Genomic DNA, 17,704 nt, shown 5'->3' on the forward strand with positions numbered 1-17,704 from the left:
TGCGTCTTGCCACAGCTCTCTTTGTTTGGCCCAAGCCTTGGTGAAATCCTTCTCATTCGGGTCGACTAACAGGAAGCCGCGGCCTCCCTCCGGAGTGGGCATGCCCGCGATCGCGAGGTGCAGGTCGACTGGGCCGCGGAGACGCGCGTGGCTGACAATCACCAGGATGTTGGGCTGTGCATGATCCGGATTTACGGCATCGAACTGGGCGGCGGCTTTTTCAATCACGCGCGCAAGCGCATGTGCAGTCGGGTTTTCACGGACGTCCTGCCGGATTTCACCTGGCTTCAGATCGTTGGGAAACGCGAAAACGCGATCATCGCGCGGGGACTTAAGCTCACAGTAGCCCAGTAGTTCACCATTCCTGAGAATCTTGAAGTCGGGGCTTTTTGCGTTACCCTCGGGCAGGCGAACGAGTTCAAGCCCCAGCCCCTTAAGGAGAAGCTGGCGCATGAGCGCTTCATCCGCCGCCTCATCAATGGGCTGCGGCAGTATCAAGCGGTGCGCTTCGAGCAGCTGTTGGTCAGGAAAATCGATCAGATGTCTTACTTTCTGAACCATTCCCCAGATTGAGCCATTGAAGGGCACCGTCGCGATGCGGCCAATTTTGTTGAGCCCAAGACCCTGCAGCGCTTTCCTTTGCGAATGATGCCGCCGGATCGCGCTTCGAATTTGCCGTATTCGGAAATATCCCGCCACGACGCGCCCTCCTTTGTTATCCGTCCCATACTGCGGTGTGCAATTGCCGCATCGCGCGCACGTGGCGCCGTTATTACTTAAATTGCCGCGTTAATCTGCTTATTGCCGGCAGGCGCCGCATGTTGTTGAACAAGGCGATGTTTATCCTTACAGCTCGCGCATCTTCTTTCGTGTTGCCGAGGAAAAGCTGTGTCCTGTTATCCGAAAGAGAAATGTAGATTTGGGCAGGAGCACCAGGCGTCCGGCTCCACCCATTGAGGCTCCCGAGAGCGAGCGGCGACAGCATCTGTCGCACGGTTTCGGCCTCTGAGATCAGCTCATTGATGTCGGGGATGGTCCCAATGTTCTTGGCTGCTCTCGTCCGCTCCTGTCGGTCCATCCGCGCAACGGCGTCGCCGGTTACTTTCTCCAAAATTTAACGTCCGAAGCCTAGAAGCAAACCTTTCGACCCGTTCCGCTATTGGCACAACGTTCGGCTTGAGCATTTCGAATCCTGCGAGCGGCCCGTAACGCTCGAGGTCGTAAACTGTCGCGGTACTCTCGTTGCCCGAGCGATCAACCCGTCGTTCAGTTCTCGTCACTTCGTAACGCAGTACTCCGTCAGATCGTAAATGCGCCCAGAGATCAAAACCGATGGTGCGTGTCATTCGATCGGAAAGAATAAAACGTACCCGATCGATCTCGTTGATAATTGGCGCATTCTGCTCGATCGCAGCAAGCGCTTCTGGCACCTGTGGCAAGCACCTCAACAGATAGGCCTCGTTCCTGCGCTCCGCTTCCTCCTCCCGGAAGAGCCGTTCGGCTTCCGCATGCCCTGAGGCGTTGATCGACTTGAAGCAATCGCCTCCCATGTTGCGAATCACTCGCTCTTCAGGGAACCAAGCAATTCGACCGTCCTTGTAATACCAGGGTGTATAGGGCTTGCAGCATGGGCAGGGCGCCCATCTCTCCCTGTTACGTGCGCCCGCATGGGATGGTGGCAGGTCGAATTCTCCGAGATAGCGAACGATGGCACCTCGTGGTGGCTTTGTATGCGTGTGCCCAGGCCAAAGATGCGGCGCGCCGGTTTGCTTGATATGGGCCTTGATCTCCGCAACGACGGCAAGGTCCGGCCGCTCAGCGTAGTTCGGCTTCACCGTCAGGGCCGTTTCGGGAATATCGATGACCTGCACGGTTCCAGATTCCTAGAAAAGTTTCAGCGAAGCGCTTCCCTCGAATCATCGCTGGCTTATACCATGATCAAATCTACCGGCTCTTAAGGGTTGGGGATCCCCCTGAGTGCAGAACCTGGGCTGACGACTCGGCGGTATTAACGCTTTTCGGGCAATATTGGACAGGGATGTCACGAGCGTCCGCGTCCATTTCTGCATTTAACGACGCGCGTTGAGAATGGGCTCCGATACAATGGCTAAATCTGTTTCCCTTCCGAACGGCCGATTCTGGAAGGCGCAAACCGCCGCTCTCGATCACTTCAAGGACATGCTTAGGCGCCATGCCGACGAGCAAATCGTCGAAGACTACCTGGATCACGATGATCTTGCCGCTCTTCTGGAGCGCTACGATGCAGTCATCGTCGACGGCCCGGCGAAGATTGGGCCGGGAACAGACTATTTTTTTCGGCGTCAGAACGTTGGTGAGGGCTTCTCGACGCCGGGTTTTTGGACACGTCGGATTGACGGCAGCGAAACCGATTTCAGTTACATCCAGGCCGTAAAGGGTCAACCGAAGTCGAACGCGCAAGAGTTCTATGACGCCTGTCGTGCCGCTGTGGCAGCTGATCTCCTGGCGGCGAAGAAACGCCATTTCGCCACCTTTGCGGATGATGGGGGCCGTGTCCCGTGCGACCTCTCCGGCGAGTTGCTCGCTTTCCCAGAAGCCCATTTGGATCATGCCTATCCAACTTTTGGACAGTTGGTCATAAATTTCCGCGCCGCCCGTGGTTGGCAGCATGGTGCGCCCGACGGAACACTGACCTTGCCGGCCGACGCGCAGACGACCACAACCTTCGCCGATACCGCCGTTGCTGAGGCTTTCCGGCTGTTTCATCACAGCGCAGCTACGCTCCGGATCATTGCACGCCACCGAAATCTCGCGATGTCAGCAGGTCAGCGGCGACCGAAGGTGAAGTTGCCAGTACAGATTTAGAATGAGGCATTAGGACGATGGACCCATCGGAGAAGGACGATGGTTACGTCGTCACACTCGCGATTCCGGATATCACCCGGTTGGCGGACGAGGAGCTAGCGGCATTTGCGCCGTTCCGTGACGGGCGCTGGAGCGCCCAAACAAAAGCTCTCCTCGCACAATTCTCAGCAACCAAGCTAGATCTCAATCGCGGCTGGGCATCGACGCGGGAACACTGGACTTGTCCCTGCTGCCAACGCGGAAAGGCACATATTGCGCGTGTGAGCAGCGGCGGTGTCCTGCTCTGTCGCCTTGAGTACCACCACGACCACCTGGTGGATCGTGCCAAGCGAATCTTCCAGGAGTACAGGCCTCGTGACAAGGATCGGGAGACCATCATCCAGGTTGGTCGAGCTGAGAATGCGCTCATGCTCCTCGTTGAGCGTTTCGAACAGACGCTGATCTGCATCGACTGCAATCTGGCCGAAGGCCGCGCCAAGCTGGAACTGGCGAGAACGATTGAAGGCGACTTTACCTTTACACCGGCCGAGATCGCATCATTCATTACCGTCGCGCCAAATCGCCTGCATGAGATCGATCTCGACAAGGCTAAGACCGCATGGCTTCTCGCCAAAGACGATGTTGCAGATCGGCTCGATTTCACCAGGCGCATGGCACAACGAATTGCTTCGGGCCGCCATCGTCGGCAGGTGGCGGCCGGCGAACGGCTTATCTCATACATGCAGGATCGTGACATCATCTACGATCTTTTTCTGCGCGCTTCACCCGACAAAGGCCGTGCTGGTCTGGCGCACACGATAGAAGCGCGATCAACTTCCAATGACAGTGCCGGCAATTCGCCCAAGCCCAAGGGCAAGCCGCGCGGGCATGTTCCGAGCGATGCAGAGTTTGCCGAGATCGATCGTCAAAAGCAGGAGCACAGGGCGTGGGTTTTGGCGGGCAATGAATGGTCTTGTCCGTGTTGTGATCGCTCGAAACGTGAAATTTGCCGGAAGTCAAACCGGGGACTATGGACCGCCCACATTCATCGCGTCTGCGAGTTCGAACCGGAAGACGATAGCAATAGCCTCTGGCGTCGCAGGACTCGCGCTACGAGCCAGATCGTTATCGGTTCCCACACCAACAAGCTTGTTTGTCAGGACTGCAGAAACATCGTCGCCGAGGTCAAGCGGCGCAAGCCCGGGCTAACTGAAAATAACCTCACAATAGACAATGTGCGCCTTCTTGTCGGCATCGCGACGCCTCATGTGCCTCATGACGTAGATTGGGAAAACGCAATCACACTTGCGCTCGGCAACCGGTCACTCGTCGATGCTATCGACGACTATTTCGAACACCGAACGCACGCTCACGACATCTTCCGAGAGATGAAAGAGTTGATGGAAATGGGATACTCGAAGCAGAAGGCGCGAGACCTGCTCGGCTACGAGCACGCGAAGGCGAATGACATCGATCTTGACGAAGGCGATGCGCAGATCGATTGGCTTCTGGACGAGGCGGAACGCCACATGCAAATGGATCGCATATGTCTCTAGGCATGATTCGTCAGTTCTAGACATTCACTTCTAGTTTGCTCTTCTTCGCGCAACCGATTCCAAATCGGCCGCAGCGTTGGAACTCCAGTTGTTACGCTGTGCCCACCGCCGTACCTCGATCGGGTCAAATGAGTGCCCCTCGGAACGAAGCTTATCGAACGTCCGTTCAGCATGCTTTTTGTCAGAGGGGTGGCTGAGGCCTGTACCTAAATTGATAGACTCCGTTAAGCGGACAAGCGCTTCTTGAACGGGCTCCGAGAGCGTACTTGCCAGAGCTTCAGGCCCCTTCTGGCCGAAGGTTGTCGGATGCCAGGTGGCTTTCCACTCCTGGGATTCGTTATCCGACCAAGGCAGAAAGAGTATGGCCTGCGCGCCCCACGCATCGTCCAGCTTAGCCATGTCCTTTGTAGAGATATGGACGCCGACAAGAAGCCCTTGGGCAGCAGTAGGCCGAAAGGTCTGGGGGCTTTCCAACACCATGGTAATGCCCTCGACGAGAGTAACTGACTGCCCCTTCGTAAGCGCCTTGGCTACGCCTGCCCCGAGAAATTCACCAACGATGCTATGCTCCCAGCCCCCCTTTTTCGGTACAATCAAGGTGACGCGTGTGATGCCCTTTTCCTTGGCGAGCTTCACGATACCAGCGAAGGCTGTGCGAACCTGGGTAGCGTTTCGTTCAACTATGTATCGATCAATGGATGCCACTTGATCACTCGCTGTATGCGCTCAAGCCTTATCGGTGAGTTGGTGGTTCCGAGACTAGAGCGGCATCTTTGGTCGGCCTAGTCGGTTGGCTTATCAGAACGATGCAGAACTCCACGGGATCACCGCTGGTTGGATGTGACCATAAAACTACCCAAAAAAGGGTCCTGCAACTTACTGATTTCACGAGCCTATTCGTTAATGGAATCTCAGTCAAAGAATGCTATATTATTGATAAGGACAAGGTAACCACCTCCTCGACCGCAGAGCACATCCGGACCCTCGCCCGGACGTTCCACGTGTCCTATTCGGAAGGGTCCAAACGACCGCCTGGCTCATCATATCTCGCGTTTGGCCGGAGATACGGTCGAGCTCGATGAGATTGAGCAGCTGCTCATTGGTCTGGTGCGCGCGGAGCGGGTTACACGCCCGGAAATGATCCTGCTTCAGGCTGCCTATTTGCGTGAAGCCAAGCCGTGATCTTCGATCCGTTCGGCGACTTCGAAACGCGCGGATAGACACTCCGCACCGGGCAAACCTGCCCCGGGTATCATGCGGGTCGCGCCCTTCGAACAAAGACCGGCAGCGACGGACCGGGGCCTCATCTCAACGACAACAGTCCAAATATCATGATTTCCTATATGCTTTAGGCTAAGCGGAACTGATTCCTTGATGGCATGTTCGAAATCACAGGCGACCACATTGCGGAACTAGGCGACGAAGACCTGCGCGGCCTCATCGGTATGCTGTGCGAGGCCGAAATGCGCCGCCGGGGCCTTCCTGTCTCTGCGGTCACGTGGGGCGGCGATCAGAACGCCAAGGATGGTGGGCTTGATGTTCGCGTGGCGCTTCCTGTCACCACCGTGATCGACGGATTTATCCCAAAACCGTCAATGGGATTCCAGGTCAAGAAGTCCGACATGCCGAGAGGGGCCGTCATCGAGGAGATGAGGCCCAAGGGGGTGATACGGTCGTCCATCGCAGCGTTGGCCGAAGAGTCCGGTGCCTACGTCATGGTGAGCGCCGATGGTTCAACCACAGACACAGCCTTGAAGGACCGACGCGAGGCGATGGCCGACGCCATGCAGGGCGTACCTCATGCGGACAAGCTTACCTTGGACTTTCTGGACCGGGGGCGTGTCGCAACATGGGTGCGCGATCATGCAGGAATCATCCCATGGGTTCGCAAGAAGATAGGAAAGGCCATTCCGGGATGGCACCCTTATGGTGCCTGGTCGCACGCGCCGGATGCCAACAACCCGGATTATCTCGCGGACGATGCGGCAAGGATAAGAACCGGAACCCAGGACGAAGGCGACGGGTTCTCGGCCATTGACGGCATCAATCGCATTCGGGACGCTCTTCGACCCCCCGGCCAAGTCGTTCGCCTTGTTGGCCTGTCGGGCGTTGGTAAGACCCGACTGCTGGAAGCGCTGTTCGACGAGAAGATTGGAGCGAATGCACTTGATCCGGCGCTAGCCGCCTACACCGACGTCGCCGATACGCCTGACCCGCAACCGTCGGGCCTTGCGGCCGACCTGCTGGCCGAACGCCGACGGATGATTCTCGTTATCGACAACTGCCCGGCCGATCTGCACCGGAAGCTGTCCGAGATCGTTCGCGTTTCCGGCAGTACGTTAAGCGTCATCACGGTCGAATACGATATTCGCGAGGACCAGCCCGAAGGGACCGATGTTTTCTCGCTGGAGGCCTCGTCCGATGAACTTATCGAAAAGCTTGTAGCCCGCCGCTTCCCCCAACTGTCGCGGGTCGACCGCCAATCGATCGCGGAATTCTCTGGCGGCAACGCACGAATCGCCATCGCACTGGCCGGTACCGTCGAAAAAGACGAGACGATAGCCGGGCTCAGTGATGCGAATCTATTGGTCCGGCTGATTCAACAGCGTCACCAGCCGGATGAATCCCTGCTTCTCATCGCTCAAGCATGCTCGTTGGTCTATTCCTTTCAGGGCCATGACCTGGAAGGCGAGAACGCGGAGTTGCCGATCCTGGGCGGGCTCATCGGTAAGACGGCCGACCAGATGTATATGGGCGTCGCTGAGTTGCGTCGCCGGGATCTCCTCCAACAACGCGGCCTGTGGCGGGCTGTGCTGCCGCATGCCATCGCCAATCGGCTGGCGCCGATGGCGCTCCAGAATATCCCACCTCAAAAGATCGATACAGCGATCATCAACGGCAAGTCCGACCGGTTGCTGCGCTCCTTTTCGCGGCGGCTCGGTTATCTCGACACTAGCAAGGAAGCACGTGCCCTTGTGGCGGCTTGGCTCGCGCCAGGAGGCCTTCTACACGATGTTCTGAACCTTTCCGCCCTCGGCAACGCTATCTTCCACAATGTCGCACCCGTGATGCCGGAGGCTGTACTCGCGGCTCTTGAACGCACAATCGCACAGGCGGATGATTCAACGCTAGAGCGTTGTCAGCATTTCATCAGCCTGATCCGCTCGCTCGCCTTCGATCCGAAATTTTTTGAGCGCGCCACCGCGCTCCTGCTTCGCTTCCACGCAATCGACACGGATCGCGATGTAGATGACGAGGCAGGGAGGGTTATCGTATCGTTTTGCCATATCTATCTGTCTGGCACTCACGCCACTACTCAGCAACGCTTGGCTCTGGTCGAAAAGCTTCTGCGCTCGCCGGAGCCAAAGCAGCAAGGTCTTGGGGCGCAAGCTATAGAGGCAATGTTCGAGACAGATCATTTTACGTCGAGTTATCTTTTTGAATTTGGCGCACGGTCTCGCGACCACGGCTACTACCCAAAGACCGATGCAGATGTCGTCGATTGGTTTGGATCCGCCCTGAAGCTCTCGGAAGCCATCGCCGCTACCAGCTTGCCTGTCGCGGAGCAGGTAAAGAATGCCATTGCACGTGGATTTCGCGGGTTATGGTCCAACGCGCAACTGAGCGAGGAGCTCGATAGGATGGCTCGCGCTTTCGCGGGCAATGGCTTTTGGCGCGATGGCTGGATCGCTGCCCGCCAAACGCGAGCCTTCGAGGCGAAGACGCTGTCGCCCGACTCCCTCGCAAAGCTCAGGGCCGTTGAGGAGTTTCTGCGCCCCAAGGACCTTGTTGCCAAAGTGCGCGGCATCGTGCTGGAAGCCAAGGGCGGCGGTCTCGGCTACGACGAGATGGATGACGCGGCAGACCTCGACACTTACGATTTCGAGGCCGCCGAAAAGCGGACGGCCGCGTCGATTGAGCAGCTTGGCGGGGATATGGCTGCCGACACCGACTCTTTTAAGGAGATGTTGCCTGAGCTGCTGAGCAGCGGCGGCGGTCGCCTCTTTCCCTTCGGGTCAGCGCTTGCAAAGGGAGGGGAGCAACCTCGCGCCATCTGGGATGCGCTCTTGGGGCAGCTTGCCACCAGTCCAGACAACAATCCGGTCATCATGGGCGGATTCCTGAGCGGCTTGCAGACAGCTAATCCTGCCGAAGTTGACGCGATGCTGGACGATGCGGTGACGAATCCGGCCCTCACTACTTGGTTTCCCTATTTTCAAGCGTCGGTAGCGATTGACGATAAGGGACTTGCGCGCATTCATCGCTCCCTCGAACTCGGTCTCTCGCCGATCGAACGATATTCGCATCTCGCATGGGGCCGAGTATCCGACCTCATTCCGGGCCCCCCATTTCGCGATCTGGTCATGGCCATCTGTGCGAAAGGTGGCATCGATGCAGCTTTGCATCTGGTTTCGATGCGCCTCGTCTCTGACAAGGCGCAGAAGCGCGCGCCACTGCCTGAAACACTGGAGGCAGGCCGCAGCGTGCTGGCCGCCTTCGAACTTGGAACCTTAAAGCGCCAAATCCAGCGCGAAGATCACGAACTCGGCTCGGTCGCCCAGGTTTGCCTTGTTGGCGGCGAAGGCGAGCCGGTTGCTCGAAGGCTGGTTCGCATGCTCAAGGAGGCATCCGCCGACTATAGGCTGAGCGCCCATGACTATGACGATTTGGTCAAGGGCTTGTTTGCTGTCCAGCCCGCCGCTGCGCTCGACGAAATGTTTACCGGCGACGATGCATCGGTAAAGATCGGCGTTCGCTTCGTCGAAACGCTCACACGGCGACGGGCAAGTCCGCTCGACGGCGTACCGCCGCCTACTCTGATTGCCTGGTGCAACACTGATCCGGAGAGCCGCTATTTAATCGCGGCCACCACCGGATCGCTCTTCAAGAAAGATAACAACGGCGCTCCTTTGCAGTGGACGGCGCTTGCTCCCTTGTTGTTGCAAAGCGCACCAGACCCAACAACCGTGCTTTCCGCTTTCGTTAAGCGGCTGTACCCCAATAGCTGGGGAGGTTCCTGGGCAACGGAGATGGAAGGCCGCGTCAGGCTTTTGGAGCAGCTTGATGTTAGGGAGAACGCCGACTTAAAAGCGGCAAGAAAGGACGCGCTGGATCGCCTGAGGTCTCAGATCGAGGAGGCCCAGGTCAGGGAGACCGCAGAAGACAAGGAGCGGAACGCACGCTTCGAATAGACGGGCGCGCGGCTCTCGGAACGGAATCAAGCCGTGCCGGCCGGTCGGTGACGATCCGTTGAGGTGTTGGACGACATTTGGCCGCTTGCCTCGCGGAGTTCAGCGTTTCTTGCTCCTATGATGAGCTTGGATGGTGGCTGGCACCGGAAGTTACCTAACAGGGCCAGATGAGTCGGAGACGGCAGGCTACGAGTGCTTGCCTATGGCGCTCCCGGTCCGTCCGATTTGTACGCTACAGCGCGCGGGAGTTAGCGGCGGCATCAGAAGGCCTTTGTTTGGCGCCGCAGGCGATATAGATCAGCGCATCCCGGGGAATTGGGTACGCGCAGATGGCGTCGAAACAGGTCAGCAGGAACGTCGCCAGCTACCACAAACGCAGCGCATTCCTGGTAAGCCCGCGTCGATATCAAGGTCGTGCCGTGGAAATGCTCATCTCGCTTAGAGGAACCTTGTTTGATTGTCGCGGAGATCTTCGAAGCACATACAGGAACCATGGTTGACAATGATAACAATAAGCGTCGCCGACTCGTCGAGTTCAAGGACGGTTGCCGCTATGGCAAATTCGGAAAGACTAAGGCCTATGAGTTGATCGCCCACGACAGGATCAGGGCCTACAAGATGGGAGGCAAGACGCTGATCGACCTCGACAGCGTGGATGAATATCATGCTTCACTGCCGAGGGTCGAAGCGAGAGCAAGCTAGGGCTCCGATCTGCGGAGCGAGATAGCGGGCGCATCGTCGGGCAGGCTATCGAGGCAATAGGGCCAGCGCTGCGATAAACGTACCCGTTCGGCCGGATAGGCCCACGGTTGCCAAGCTAGCCCCGCACGACCTCTAGCGCCGCCGGCTGTTCTTGCTCGGTGTTGCGGCGAGTTGGGCTTCCGCTCCATTGCCGCCGAGTGTGCCTCCTCATTGAGCAGGCAAAGGGCGTGCGTGCAGTGGGTCGCCGCCACGGCCAGTATCGCGGCCCTTGTTCAGTGGGTTGTCGGCGCATCGTCATTGGACGTCCATCAGATCACGGATCAGCATCACGCCCGATAAGCGCTTTCGGCGTCGGTCTCCCGCGAAACGCAACCGAGTCGACCTCCTAAGTCGTCGAGCACGAGGCAGGTGTTTCGCTCGGCATCGTCGGGCCGCGATGACAAGAGCCCCTTGACCTCGCGATATTACGTTAGGTCTCCTCCACCAGGATTTCGAGTCGAGGGCGTGTTCGATTCCGCTCGGGGCCGATTGTGGAGATCGGACGGCAGGGCCGCGCCCGCTGCGGGACGCCTGCTGTTTTATTTTTGTCGGCGAATACCGCGCGTCATCCTGCTGGTATTTGTGCTGGTATCGGCAACAATCGGCGATAAAAGTGACTTCAAATTCAGATGGTTATGGTACTAGGCGATTGCCGGCCAGGGGCACCACGCTTCGCCCTTGCGGGCTTCGCGTGGCGCAGCCGCGCCAAGACTGCAAGGGCGAAGCGTGTCCGGCGAAGCTCGAGCGACGCGAGAGCGAAGACGGACGGCCTCATTTCGGGTATGGGCCGCAGATTCCAATATCAGTCCTTTTAAGCTGCGCCGACATCCATGCGGCCGACAGCGGCGGCGATCACCATTTCAATGCGGCCGTGCGCACCGGGGCGTCCCACAACGCCGACGTCTCGGCATCGAGCAGGCTCACGGTGAGCGAGCAGCCGGCCATATCCAGCGAGGTGACGTAGCTGCCGACCAGCGAGCGCGCGATGCGCAGGCCGCGCTGCTCCAGCATGCGGCGCGCGGCGTTGTACATCAGATAGAGCTCGATCGTCGGCGTGCCGCCGAAGCCGTTGACCAGCAGCAGGGCCTCGGAGCCTGCGGGCGCGGCGAGATCGTCCGCAATGGCGGTCGTCATTTCCGATGCGATCGCGTCGGCCTCCGCGAGCTTGACGCGGCGACGACCCGGCTCGCCGTGGATGCCGACACCCATCTCCATCTCGTCCGCGCCGAGCGTGAAGGTCGGGGTGCCCGCGGCCGGGACCGTGCAGCTGGTCAGCGCCACGCCCATCGAACGCGTCCGCGCGTTGACACGCTCGCCGAGCGCCACGCAGGTCTCGAGATCGGCGCCCTTCTCGGCGGCAGCGCCGACGATCTTCTCGACGATCAATGTGCCGGCGACGCCGCGGCGCCCAATGCTGTAGGTCGACTTCTCGACCGCGACATCGTCGTCGGTCACAATGGTGGCGGTGCGGCCTTCGGCGATCTCGGCCGCCATCTCGAAGTTCATGCGGTCGCCCGCATAGTTCTTGACGATGAACAGCACGCCGGCATCCCCCGCGACCGCCTGCGCGGCCTCGACGATCTGGTCCGGCGTCGGCGAGGTGAACACCTGTCCGGGACAGGCCGCATCCAGCATGCCGTGGCCGACGAAGCCGGCATGCAGCGGCTCATGCCCGCTGCCGCCGCCCGAGACTAGCGCAACCTTCCTGCCGTTCAGCTCGCGGCGACGCACGAATTTGCGCTCGGCGCCCAGCACGACCAGATCGGCATGCGCGGCCGCGAAGCCGTCGAGGCTTTCGCCGAGCACATTGTCGACCGCATTGATGAACTTCTTCATAGTGTCCTCCCCGCTTCGTTCGGCGTTTTCGCCTATTTTTCCCGCATGATGCCGATCAGGCGCCGCGTGAATTCCTGCAGCAGCGCGTCGAGCTCGGCATTGCGCTTGGCGCTGCCGAGATCCGGGAGATGTAGCGTCAACGTCCGCTCGTGCGAGCCTTCGCTCAGCCGGCCGACGCGGCGCGGATGTGCTCGCGCATAGGCGCGCAAGAAGGCGGTCTTCGCCTGCGGCGGAAAGTGGCAGACATCGAAGATCGTGTTGAGATGCTGCACCGGGATCGGCACCGGATAGGCCGGATTGCTGATCTGGCTGACGAAGCTGCGGTTCTTGCCCATGGCATGGGCCAGGCGCAGCCGCATGCCGGACGGGCGGCTCTCCAGCACTTCCTTGAAGATGCGCTTGTAGACCGCAACCGCGCCGGCTTCGGGCGCTTCATCGGCCGCCGCGTCAGCCAACACCGCCTCCGCTGCTCAGCCGGTCGATGGTCTGCTTGATCTGCGCCAGCGCGGAGGCATTGACCGACAATTCACGCAGGCCGCAATTCAGCAGCGCGGGAAGACAGCGCGGATCACCCGCCATGTCGCCGCACAGGCTGACGCCGATGCCGGCGCGGCGGCCGTGCTCCGCGGTCCGCGCGATCAGTTCGAGCACTGCGGGATGCAGGGGATCCATCAGGGGGGCGAGGGCTCCGTTGGAACGATCGCAGGCCAGGACATATTGTGCGAGATCGTTCGAGCCGATCGAGAAAAACGACGCCTTGAAGCTCGAGACCGCCAGGGCCGCCGCCGGAACCTCGACCATGATTCCGAGCTCCGGGAGCATCGCGGCAATGCCGTCCGCCTGCAAGCGCTGCACGATGCCGGCGAACAGCTTCCGTCCCGCCTCGAGCTCGTCCGCCGACGTCACCATCGGGAACATGACCTTGAGATTGCCTCGCACCGCGGCACGGGCCAGCGCGCGGAGCTGGACGGCAAAAACCTCTGGCCGGGCCAGGCACAGCCGCAAGCCGCGCACGCCGAGGAACGGGTTGGCTTCGCCGTCGAATGTAAAGCCGGGCACCGGCTTGTCGCCGCCGGCATCGAACGTGCGGATCGTGACCGGCCGCGCTCCAGCCCAGCGCAACACCGCGTCATAAGCCTGGAATTGGGTCTCCTCATCCGGCAGGTCGCTCCGCCCGGCGAGCAGGAATTCCGTCCGCATCAGGCCGATGCCGTCGGCATATTGCGCGTCCGCGTCATCGAGGTCGTCGACCCGCTGGATATTGATCAAGAGCTTGATGTGTTCGCCGCGCCACGAGGCCGTCGGCCGCCGCAGGATCGCGCGCGCGGATGCCCTGCTCTTGCGGTGGCTCTCGCGCCGCTTCTCGAAGATGCGCACCTGCTCGGCGCTGGGATCGAGCTCCAGCGTCGCGCCTTCGCCGTCGAGCAGCGCCGTGGCGCCGGCATTTGGGATGGCGCCGAGTTGCACGACCATCGGGATGCCGCGCGCGCGCGCCAGCATCGCGACGTGGCTGGTCGGACTGCCGTGTAGCAGCGCCAGGCCGCCGCCGCCGGACCAGTCGATCTCCAGGAAGCGTGACGGCGGCAGGTCGTCGGCACAGACGACGCCTCCGCTCGGGATCTTCAGCGGCTCGCCTTCGTCGCCGCGCAGGATGTGGACCACGCGGTCGCGCAGGTCCGCAAGATCCGACGAACGCGCCTGCAGATACTCATCCGCCGCCGAATTGTACTCCGCGATCTGCTCGTCGAGCGTCGAGCGCCATGCGACGTCGGCCGGACGCCCCTCGCCGATCGACGCGAAGATCGCCTCGATCAGATCCTCATCCTCCAGCAATGCGACCTGGAATTCGAGTATCTGCGCGGCTTCGCCGCCGGCGCTGGCGGCAAGATCGGCGATCTGCCCGCTTGCGAGATCGATCGCCTTGCGCAAGGCGAGCGCCTCCTCGACCAGCGTGCCGGCCACCCGCTCGCCGCCCGCGCCCGCATCGACGCGGACCAGCGGACCGTGGGCAAAGCCGATCGAGGCGGTCCTGCCGCGGTAAGCCGATCCTGCAGCGCCGCCCTGCATGCTAGCCCGCTCCATCCGGAAAATCGCTGGCAACCAGGTCGACCAGGGCCGCGACGGCGGCCTCGGCGTCGCTGCCGGATGCCTTGATCTCGATCGTGCTGCCGTGCGCGGCGCGCATCGCCATGATCTTGGCCACGCTCTTGGCATTGATCCACTCGGGCGCACCCGCGACCCGCACCGAGATTTGAGCCTGGAACTTCTTGGCGAGCTTGGTCAGCTTGACCGCCGGGCGCGCGTGCATGCCCACCGCATGCACCAGCCGCACATTGCCGGTGAAGATCTGTCCGTCCGCTTTATCAAGCATGCTCATCATCCATCATCGCTTCGCCGACATCTCAATCGGCAGAGAGTTCCTCGGCCACGGCCTTGACCTGGGCCAGCGAGCTGCCGCCCGCCGCCTCGGTCGCCGCCATCACGGCGCCCTCGACGATCGGCGCGTTGCAGACGACAACGAGATCGCGCCGCGCAGGCTCAAGCATCTCGACCGCCATTTCGCTGTTGGTCTCGGCGCCGCCGAGATCGACCAGCACCGCGACACCCTTCGGTGACCAGGCGTCATTGATGGCGTCGATGATCAGCGGCACGCTGGTGCCCAATCCGCCGTCGGGATTGCCGCCGCAGAACGCCACCTTGACTTCGCTGCCGACCATCTGCCGCACCATGTCGGCGGTTCCCTTGGCGATGTCGCTGGAATGCGAGACGATCACGATTCCCACGGTGTCGGTCATGCCCGTGCCTCCAGGCCCGCGCACACCGCCTGCACCAGCACGCAGCTCGACCGTGCGCCGGGATCGACATGCCCGACGCTACGCGCGCCGAGGAACGAGGCGCGTCCCTTGGTGGCCTGCATCGGCGCCGTCCGTTCGACCGCCTCAGTCGCGGTGGTGCGCACCCGCGCGATCAGATCCGGCTGGCCGGCCGCCGTCTTCAACGTCTCGAGCACGGGAACCAGCACATCCAGCATCGTCTTCTCGCCGACCTGCGAGCGGCCACGCGCGCTCACTGCGTTCACCGCGCTGCCGAACACGTCGGCGAGATCCTCGGGCAGGTGCTTGTCGTGCGACAGCGCCTCGCCCGCGGCAAGAAAGAAGCTGCCATAGAGCGGCCCGGAAGCGCCGCCGACCGTCATCACCAGGGTCTTGCCGATCATCTTCAGCGCTTCGTCGAGCGGCTGCGCCGAGATCGCATCGAGCTTGCCGAGCACGGCTTCGCAACCGCGCTTCATGTTGGTCCCGTGGTCGCCGTCGCCGATCGCCTGATCCAGGCTCGTCAGCTCCGGCGCGCTGGCGATGACCTGCTCTGCGGCCGCCTTGACCAACGACTTGAATGTCTCCGATGGCACCGACATCTCCTCGATCCTCTTGCCCCTCTAATGACCCGCCGCGGCAATGCGCTGCCCCGCGCGGTCGAAACACAACGGATGCACCAGATGCAAGTCGACCTCCTGGCCGGCCTGCAGCGGCTGATGCGGATCCGCCAGCGTCACCAGCGCCTCGCCCTTATAGTCCAGATGAATATGATTCTGCTCGCCGAGGTGCTCGACCCGATGCACACGGCCGACCATCTGGCCGCCATTGCGCGCAGCAAGCTGAAGATGCTCGGTGCGAATGCCGACCGTCTCGGTTCCCAGCGGCATCGCGACATCGGAGAGCAGACGAGCCGGCAGGAAATTGATCTGCGGCGTGCCGAGCCGCGAGGCGACGTAGCTGCTGGACGGGCTTTCGTAGATCTCCCGGGGCGTGCCGAGCTGAAGCAACTGGCCGTCCCTGATCACGCCTATACGCGAGGCCATCGTCATCGCCTCGACCTGATCGTGGGTGACGTAAAGGATGGTCGCGCCCAGCTCGATCTGGATCCGCTTGAGTTCGAGGCGAAGCTCGGCACGGAGTTTTGCGTCGAGCGAGGACAGCGGCTCGTCCATCAGATAGATCGAGGGATCGCGGACCAGGGCCCGGCCGATCGCCACGCGCTGCATCTCGCCGCCGGAGAGACGGGTGGCGCGGTTGTTCAGCTTGCTCGCGATGTGCAGCAGCTCCGCGGTCTGTTCGACGCGCTTGCGGATGATCGGCTCGGCCACCCGCCGCGCCGGAGAGCGCAGCGGAAACGCCAGATTGTCGTAGACCGTGAGATGCGGATACAGCGAATATTGCTGGAACACGAAGGCGATGTCCCGCGAGCCGGGCGCATCATGCGTCACGTCGCGCCCGTCGATCATGACGGAGCCCGTATCGGGGCTCTCCAGTCCGGTGATCAGCCGCAGCGTCGTGGTCTTGCCGGCGCCGCTCGGCCCGAGCAGGACCAGGAACTCGCCATCGTTCACCGTCAGCGACAAGTCGCGGACGGCTTCGACCGCGCCGAAGCGCTTGTTGACGTTGCGCAGGGTGACGTCAGCCATGGCGCACGCCCTCCGCGCTCGCGGTCCTGATCGCAAGGCCGCTGCCGATGTCGAACAGCGCCAGCCGCGCGGCATTGAATTCGAGACCGATGGTTTCACCGATCCGCACCGAAGCGCTGGACGGCAGCCGCGCCGCGACCCGCCCATAGGCCGTGTCGACGGTGACGATTTGGGTGGTGCCGAGATATTCCGCGCCGAACACCTCGCCGCGAACGGCGCCCGCGTCGGCGAAGCGGATATGCTCCGGACGGACGCCGAGCGCCAGCGGCGCGCTGGCGCGGTCCTCGCGGATCTCCGGCACCGCAAGGCTGGTGTCATGGAAGCTGACCGCGCGGTCGCCGGATCGCAGGCCGCCCTCGAAGCTCAGGAAGTTCATCGGCGGCGAGCCGATGAAGTCAGCCACGAACATGCTCGCGGGCCGGTCATAGACCTCCCGCGGCGTGCCGATCTGCTCGACACGTCCCTTGTTCATGACGGCGATCTGGTCGGCCATCGACATCGCCTCGAGCTGGTCGTGGGTGACATAGACCGTGGTCGCCTTGATGCGATCGTGCAGGTCGCGCAGCTCGCCGCACATCAAATGACGAAACTCGGCGTCGAGCGCGCCCAGCGGCTCGTCCATCAGGAACGCCTTCGGCCGCCGCACCATGGCGCGCCCGAGCGCGACGCGCTGCCGGTCGCCGCCCGAGAGTTTCGAGGTCTTGCTCGACAGCAGATGCTCGATCTGCAACATCCGCGCGGTCTCCTGCACCCGCTGGCGGATCTCGCGGCGGCCCATGCCCTGGCACTTCAGGGGGAAGCCGATGTTCTCCCCGACATTCATGTGCGGATAGAGCGCGAACAGCTGGAACACGAAGGCGATATCGCGGGCGGCCGCGCGGTGGAAGGTGACGTCCTCACCATCGAGCAGGATCTTGCCTTCGGTCGGCAGCTCGAGGCCGGCGATCATGCGCAAGGTGGTGGTCTTGCCGCAGCCGGAGGGCCCGAGCATCGCGAAGAACGTGCCGTCGTCGATCGTGAAGGTCGAGCCTTCCACCGCGGTGAACTGATCGAACGACTTGCGCAGGTTTTCGATGCGGATCTGTGCCATGGCG

The 17,704-nt window shown here is 61.5% G+C and carries 15 protein-coding genes and 1 pseudogene; 5 read left to right on the forward strand and 11 right to left on the reverse strand.

What is annotated here, in order from left to right:
- Positions 1-516 precede the first annotated feature (516 nt).
- Together rpmD and ACVIGB_RS26765 are read right to left on the reverse strand one after the other, a co-directional pair.
- A pseudogene (gene rpmD / locus ACVIGB_RS26760) lies at positions 517-699 on the reverse strand (50S ribosomal protein L30); the annotation flags it as partial.
- Positions 700-1,016: 317 nt separating this feature from the next.
- Positions 1,017-1,871, reverse strand: coding sequence for a hypothetical protein (locus tag ACVIGB_RS26765; protein WP_456720371.1), 855 nt, complete (start codon positions 1,869-1,871; stop codon positions 1,017-1,019).
- A 232-nt stretch (positions 1,872-2,103) separates the two neighbouring features.
- Between ACVIGB_RS26765 and ACVIGB_RS26770 the strand changes: the two genes are divergently transcribed.
- Positions 2,104-2,844, forward strand: a complete 741-nt coding sequence (locus tag ACVIGB_RS26770; RefSeq protein WP_456720370.1) for a DUF3223 domain-containing protein — start codon at positions 2,104-2,106, stop codon at positions 2,842-2,844.
- Positions 2,845-2,861: 17 nt separating this feature from the next.
- Entirely contained in the window at positions 2,862-4,379 is a 1,518-nt protein-coding gene (locus ACVIGB_RS26775) for a hypothetical protein (RefSeq protein ID WP_456720369.1), read from the forward strand.
- Positions 4,380-4,409: 30 nt separating this feature from the next.
- Here the strand turns inward: ACVIGB_RS26775 and ACVIGB_RS26780 are convergent, their stop codons facing one another.
- Positions 4,410-5,084: a hypothetical protein gene (locus tag ACVIGB_RS26780; protein ID WP_456720368.1), complete on the reverse strand. Its 675-nt coding sequence runs from the start codon at positions 5,082-5,084 to the stop codon at positions 4,410-4,412.
- Positions 5,085-5,432: 348 nt separating this feature from the next.
- Here ACVIGB_RS26780 and ACVIGB_RS26785 point away from each other — a divergent pair, with 348 nt between their 5' ends.
- The 3 genes from ACVIGB_RS26785 (at position 5,433) to ACVIGB_RS26795 (ending at position 10,273) form a co-directional block, all read left to right on the forward strand.
- Complete coding sequence (locus ACVIGB_RS26785; protein ID WP_456720367.1) at positions 5,433-5,561, forward strand: hypothetical protein; 129 nt, start codon at positions 5,433-5,435, stop codon at positions 5,559-5,561.
- A gap of 197 nt (positions 5,562-5,758) precedes the next feature.
- Positions 5,759-9,571, forward strand: a complete 3,813-nt coding sequence (locus ACVIGB_RS26790; RefSeq protein WP_456720366.1) for a hypothetical protein — start codon at positions 5,759-5,761, stop codon at positions 9,569-9,571.
- A 453-nt stretch (positions 9,572-10,024) separates the two neighbouring features.
- Positions 10,025-10,273 carry a hypothetical protein gene (locus tag ACVIGB_RS26795; protein WP_456720365.1) on the forward strand — a complete coding sequence of 83 codons (249 nt, stop codon included), beginning with the start codon at positions 10,025-10,027 and terminating at the stop codon, positions 10,271-10,273.
- An 891-nt stretch (positions 10,274-11,164) separates the two neighbouring features.
- Here ACVIGB_RS26795 and dhaK read toward each other — a convergent pair.
- The 8 genes from dhaK to ACVIGB_RS26835 are packed head-to-tail and all read right to left on the reverse strand — an operon-like array spanning position 11,165 to position 17,700.
- On the reverse strand, positions 11,165-12,148 hold the full coding sequence (dhaK, locus tag ACVIGB_RS26800; protein WP_456720364.1) for a dihydroxyacetone kinase subunit DhaK: 984 nt from the start codon (positions 12,146-12,148) through the stop codon (positions 11,165-11,167).
- A 32-nt stretch (positions 12,149-12,180) separates the two neighbouring features.
- Positions 12,181-12,603 carry a hypothetical protein gene (locus ACVIGB_RS26805; RefSeq protein ID WP_092118681.1) on the reverse strand — a complete coding sequence of 141 codons (423 nt, stop codon included), beginning with the start codon at positions 12,601-12,603 and terminating at the stop codon, positions 12,181-12,183.
- The gene (gene ptsP / locus ACVIGB_RS26810; RefSeq protein WP_456720362.1) at positions 12,596-14,215 is read right to left on the reverse strand and encodes a phosphoenolpyruvate--protein phosphotransferase; all 1,620 of its coding nucleotides are present in this window, start codon (positions 14,213-14,215) and stop codon (positions 12,596-12,598) included. Before ptsP ends, ACVIGB_RS26805 begins: the two co-directional genes overlap by 8 nt.
- A gap of 1 nt (position 14,216) precedes the next feature.
- Positions 14,217-14,519, reverse strand: coding sequence for an HPr family phosphocarrier protein (locus ACVIGB_RS26815; RefSeq protein WP_371821719.1), 303 nt, complete (start codon positions 14,517-14,519; stop codon positions 14,217-14,219).
- Positions 14,520-14,550: 31 nt separating this feature from the next.
- Complete coding sequence (dhaM, locus tag ACVIGB_RS26820; protein ID WP_092118687.1) at positions 14,551-14,943, reverse strand: dihydroxyacetone kinase phosphoryl donor subunit DhaM; 393 nt, start codon at positions 14,941-14,943, stop codon at positions 14,551-14,553.
- Entirely contained in the window at positions 14,940-15,563 is a 624-nt protein-coding gene (dhaL, locus tag ACVIGB_RS26825; protein ID WP_092118690.1) for a dihydroxyacetone kinase subunit DhaL, read from the reverse strand. The genes dhaM and dhaL overlap by 4 nt, the downstream gene beginning before the upstream one ends.
- A 21-nt stretch (positions 15,564-15,584) precedes the next feature.
- Positions 15,585-16,610: an ABC transporter ATP-binding protein gene (locus ACVIGB_RS26830; protein WP_456720361.1), complete on the reverse strand. Its 1,026-nt coding sequence runs from the start codon at positions 16,608-16,610 to the stop codon at positions 15,585-15,587.
- On the reverse strand, positions 16,603-17,700 hold the full coding sequence (locus ACVIGB_RS26835; RefSeq protein ID WP_456720360.1) for an ABC transporter ATP-binding protein: 1,098 nt from the start codon (positions 17,698-17,700) through the stop codon (positions 16,603-16,605). Before ACVIGB_RS26835 ends, ACVIGB_RS26830 begins: the two co-directional genes overlap by 8 nt.
- Between the last annotated feature and the right edge of the window lie 4 nt (positions 17,701-17,704).

The sequence above is a fragment of the Bradyrhizobium sp. USDA 4341 genome, assembly GCF_054063755.1.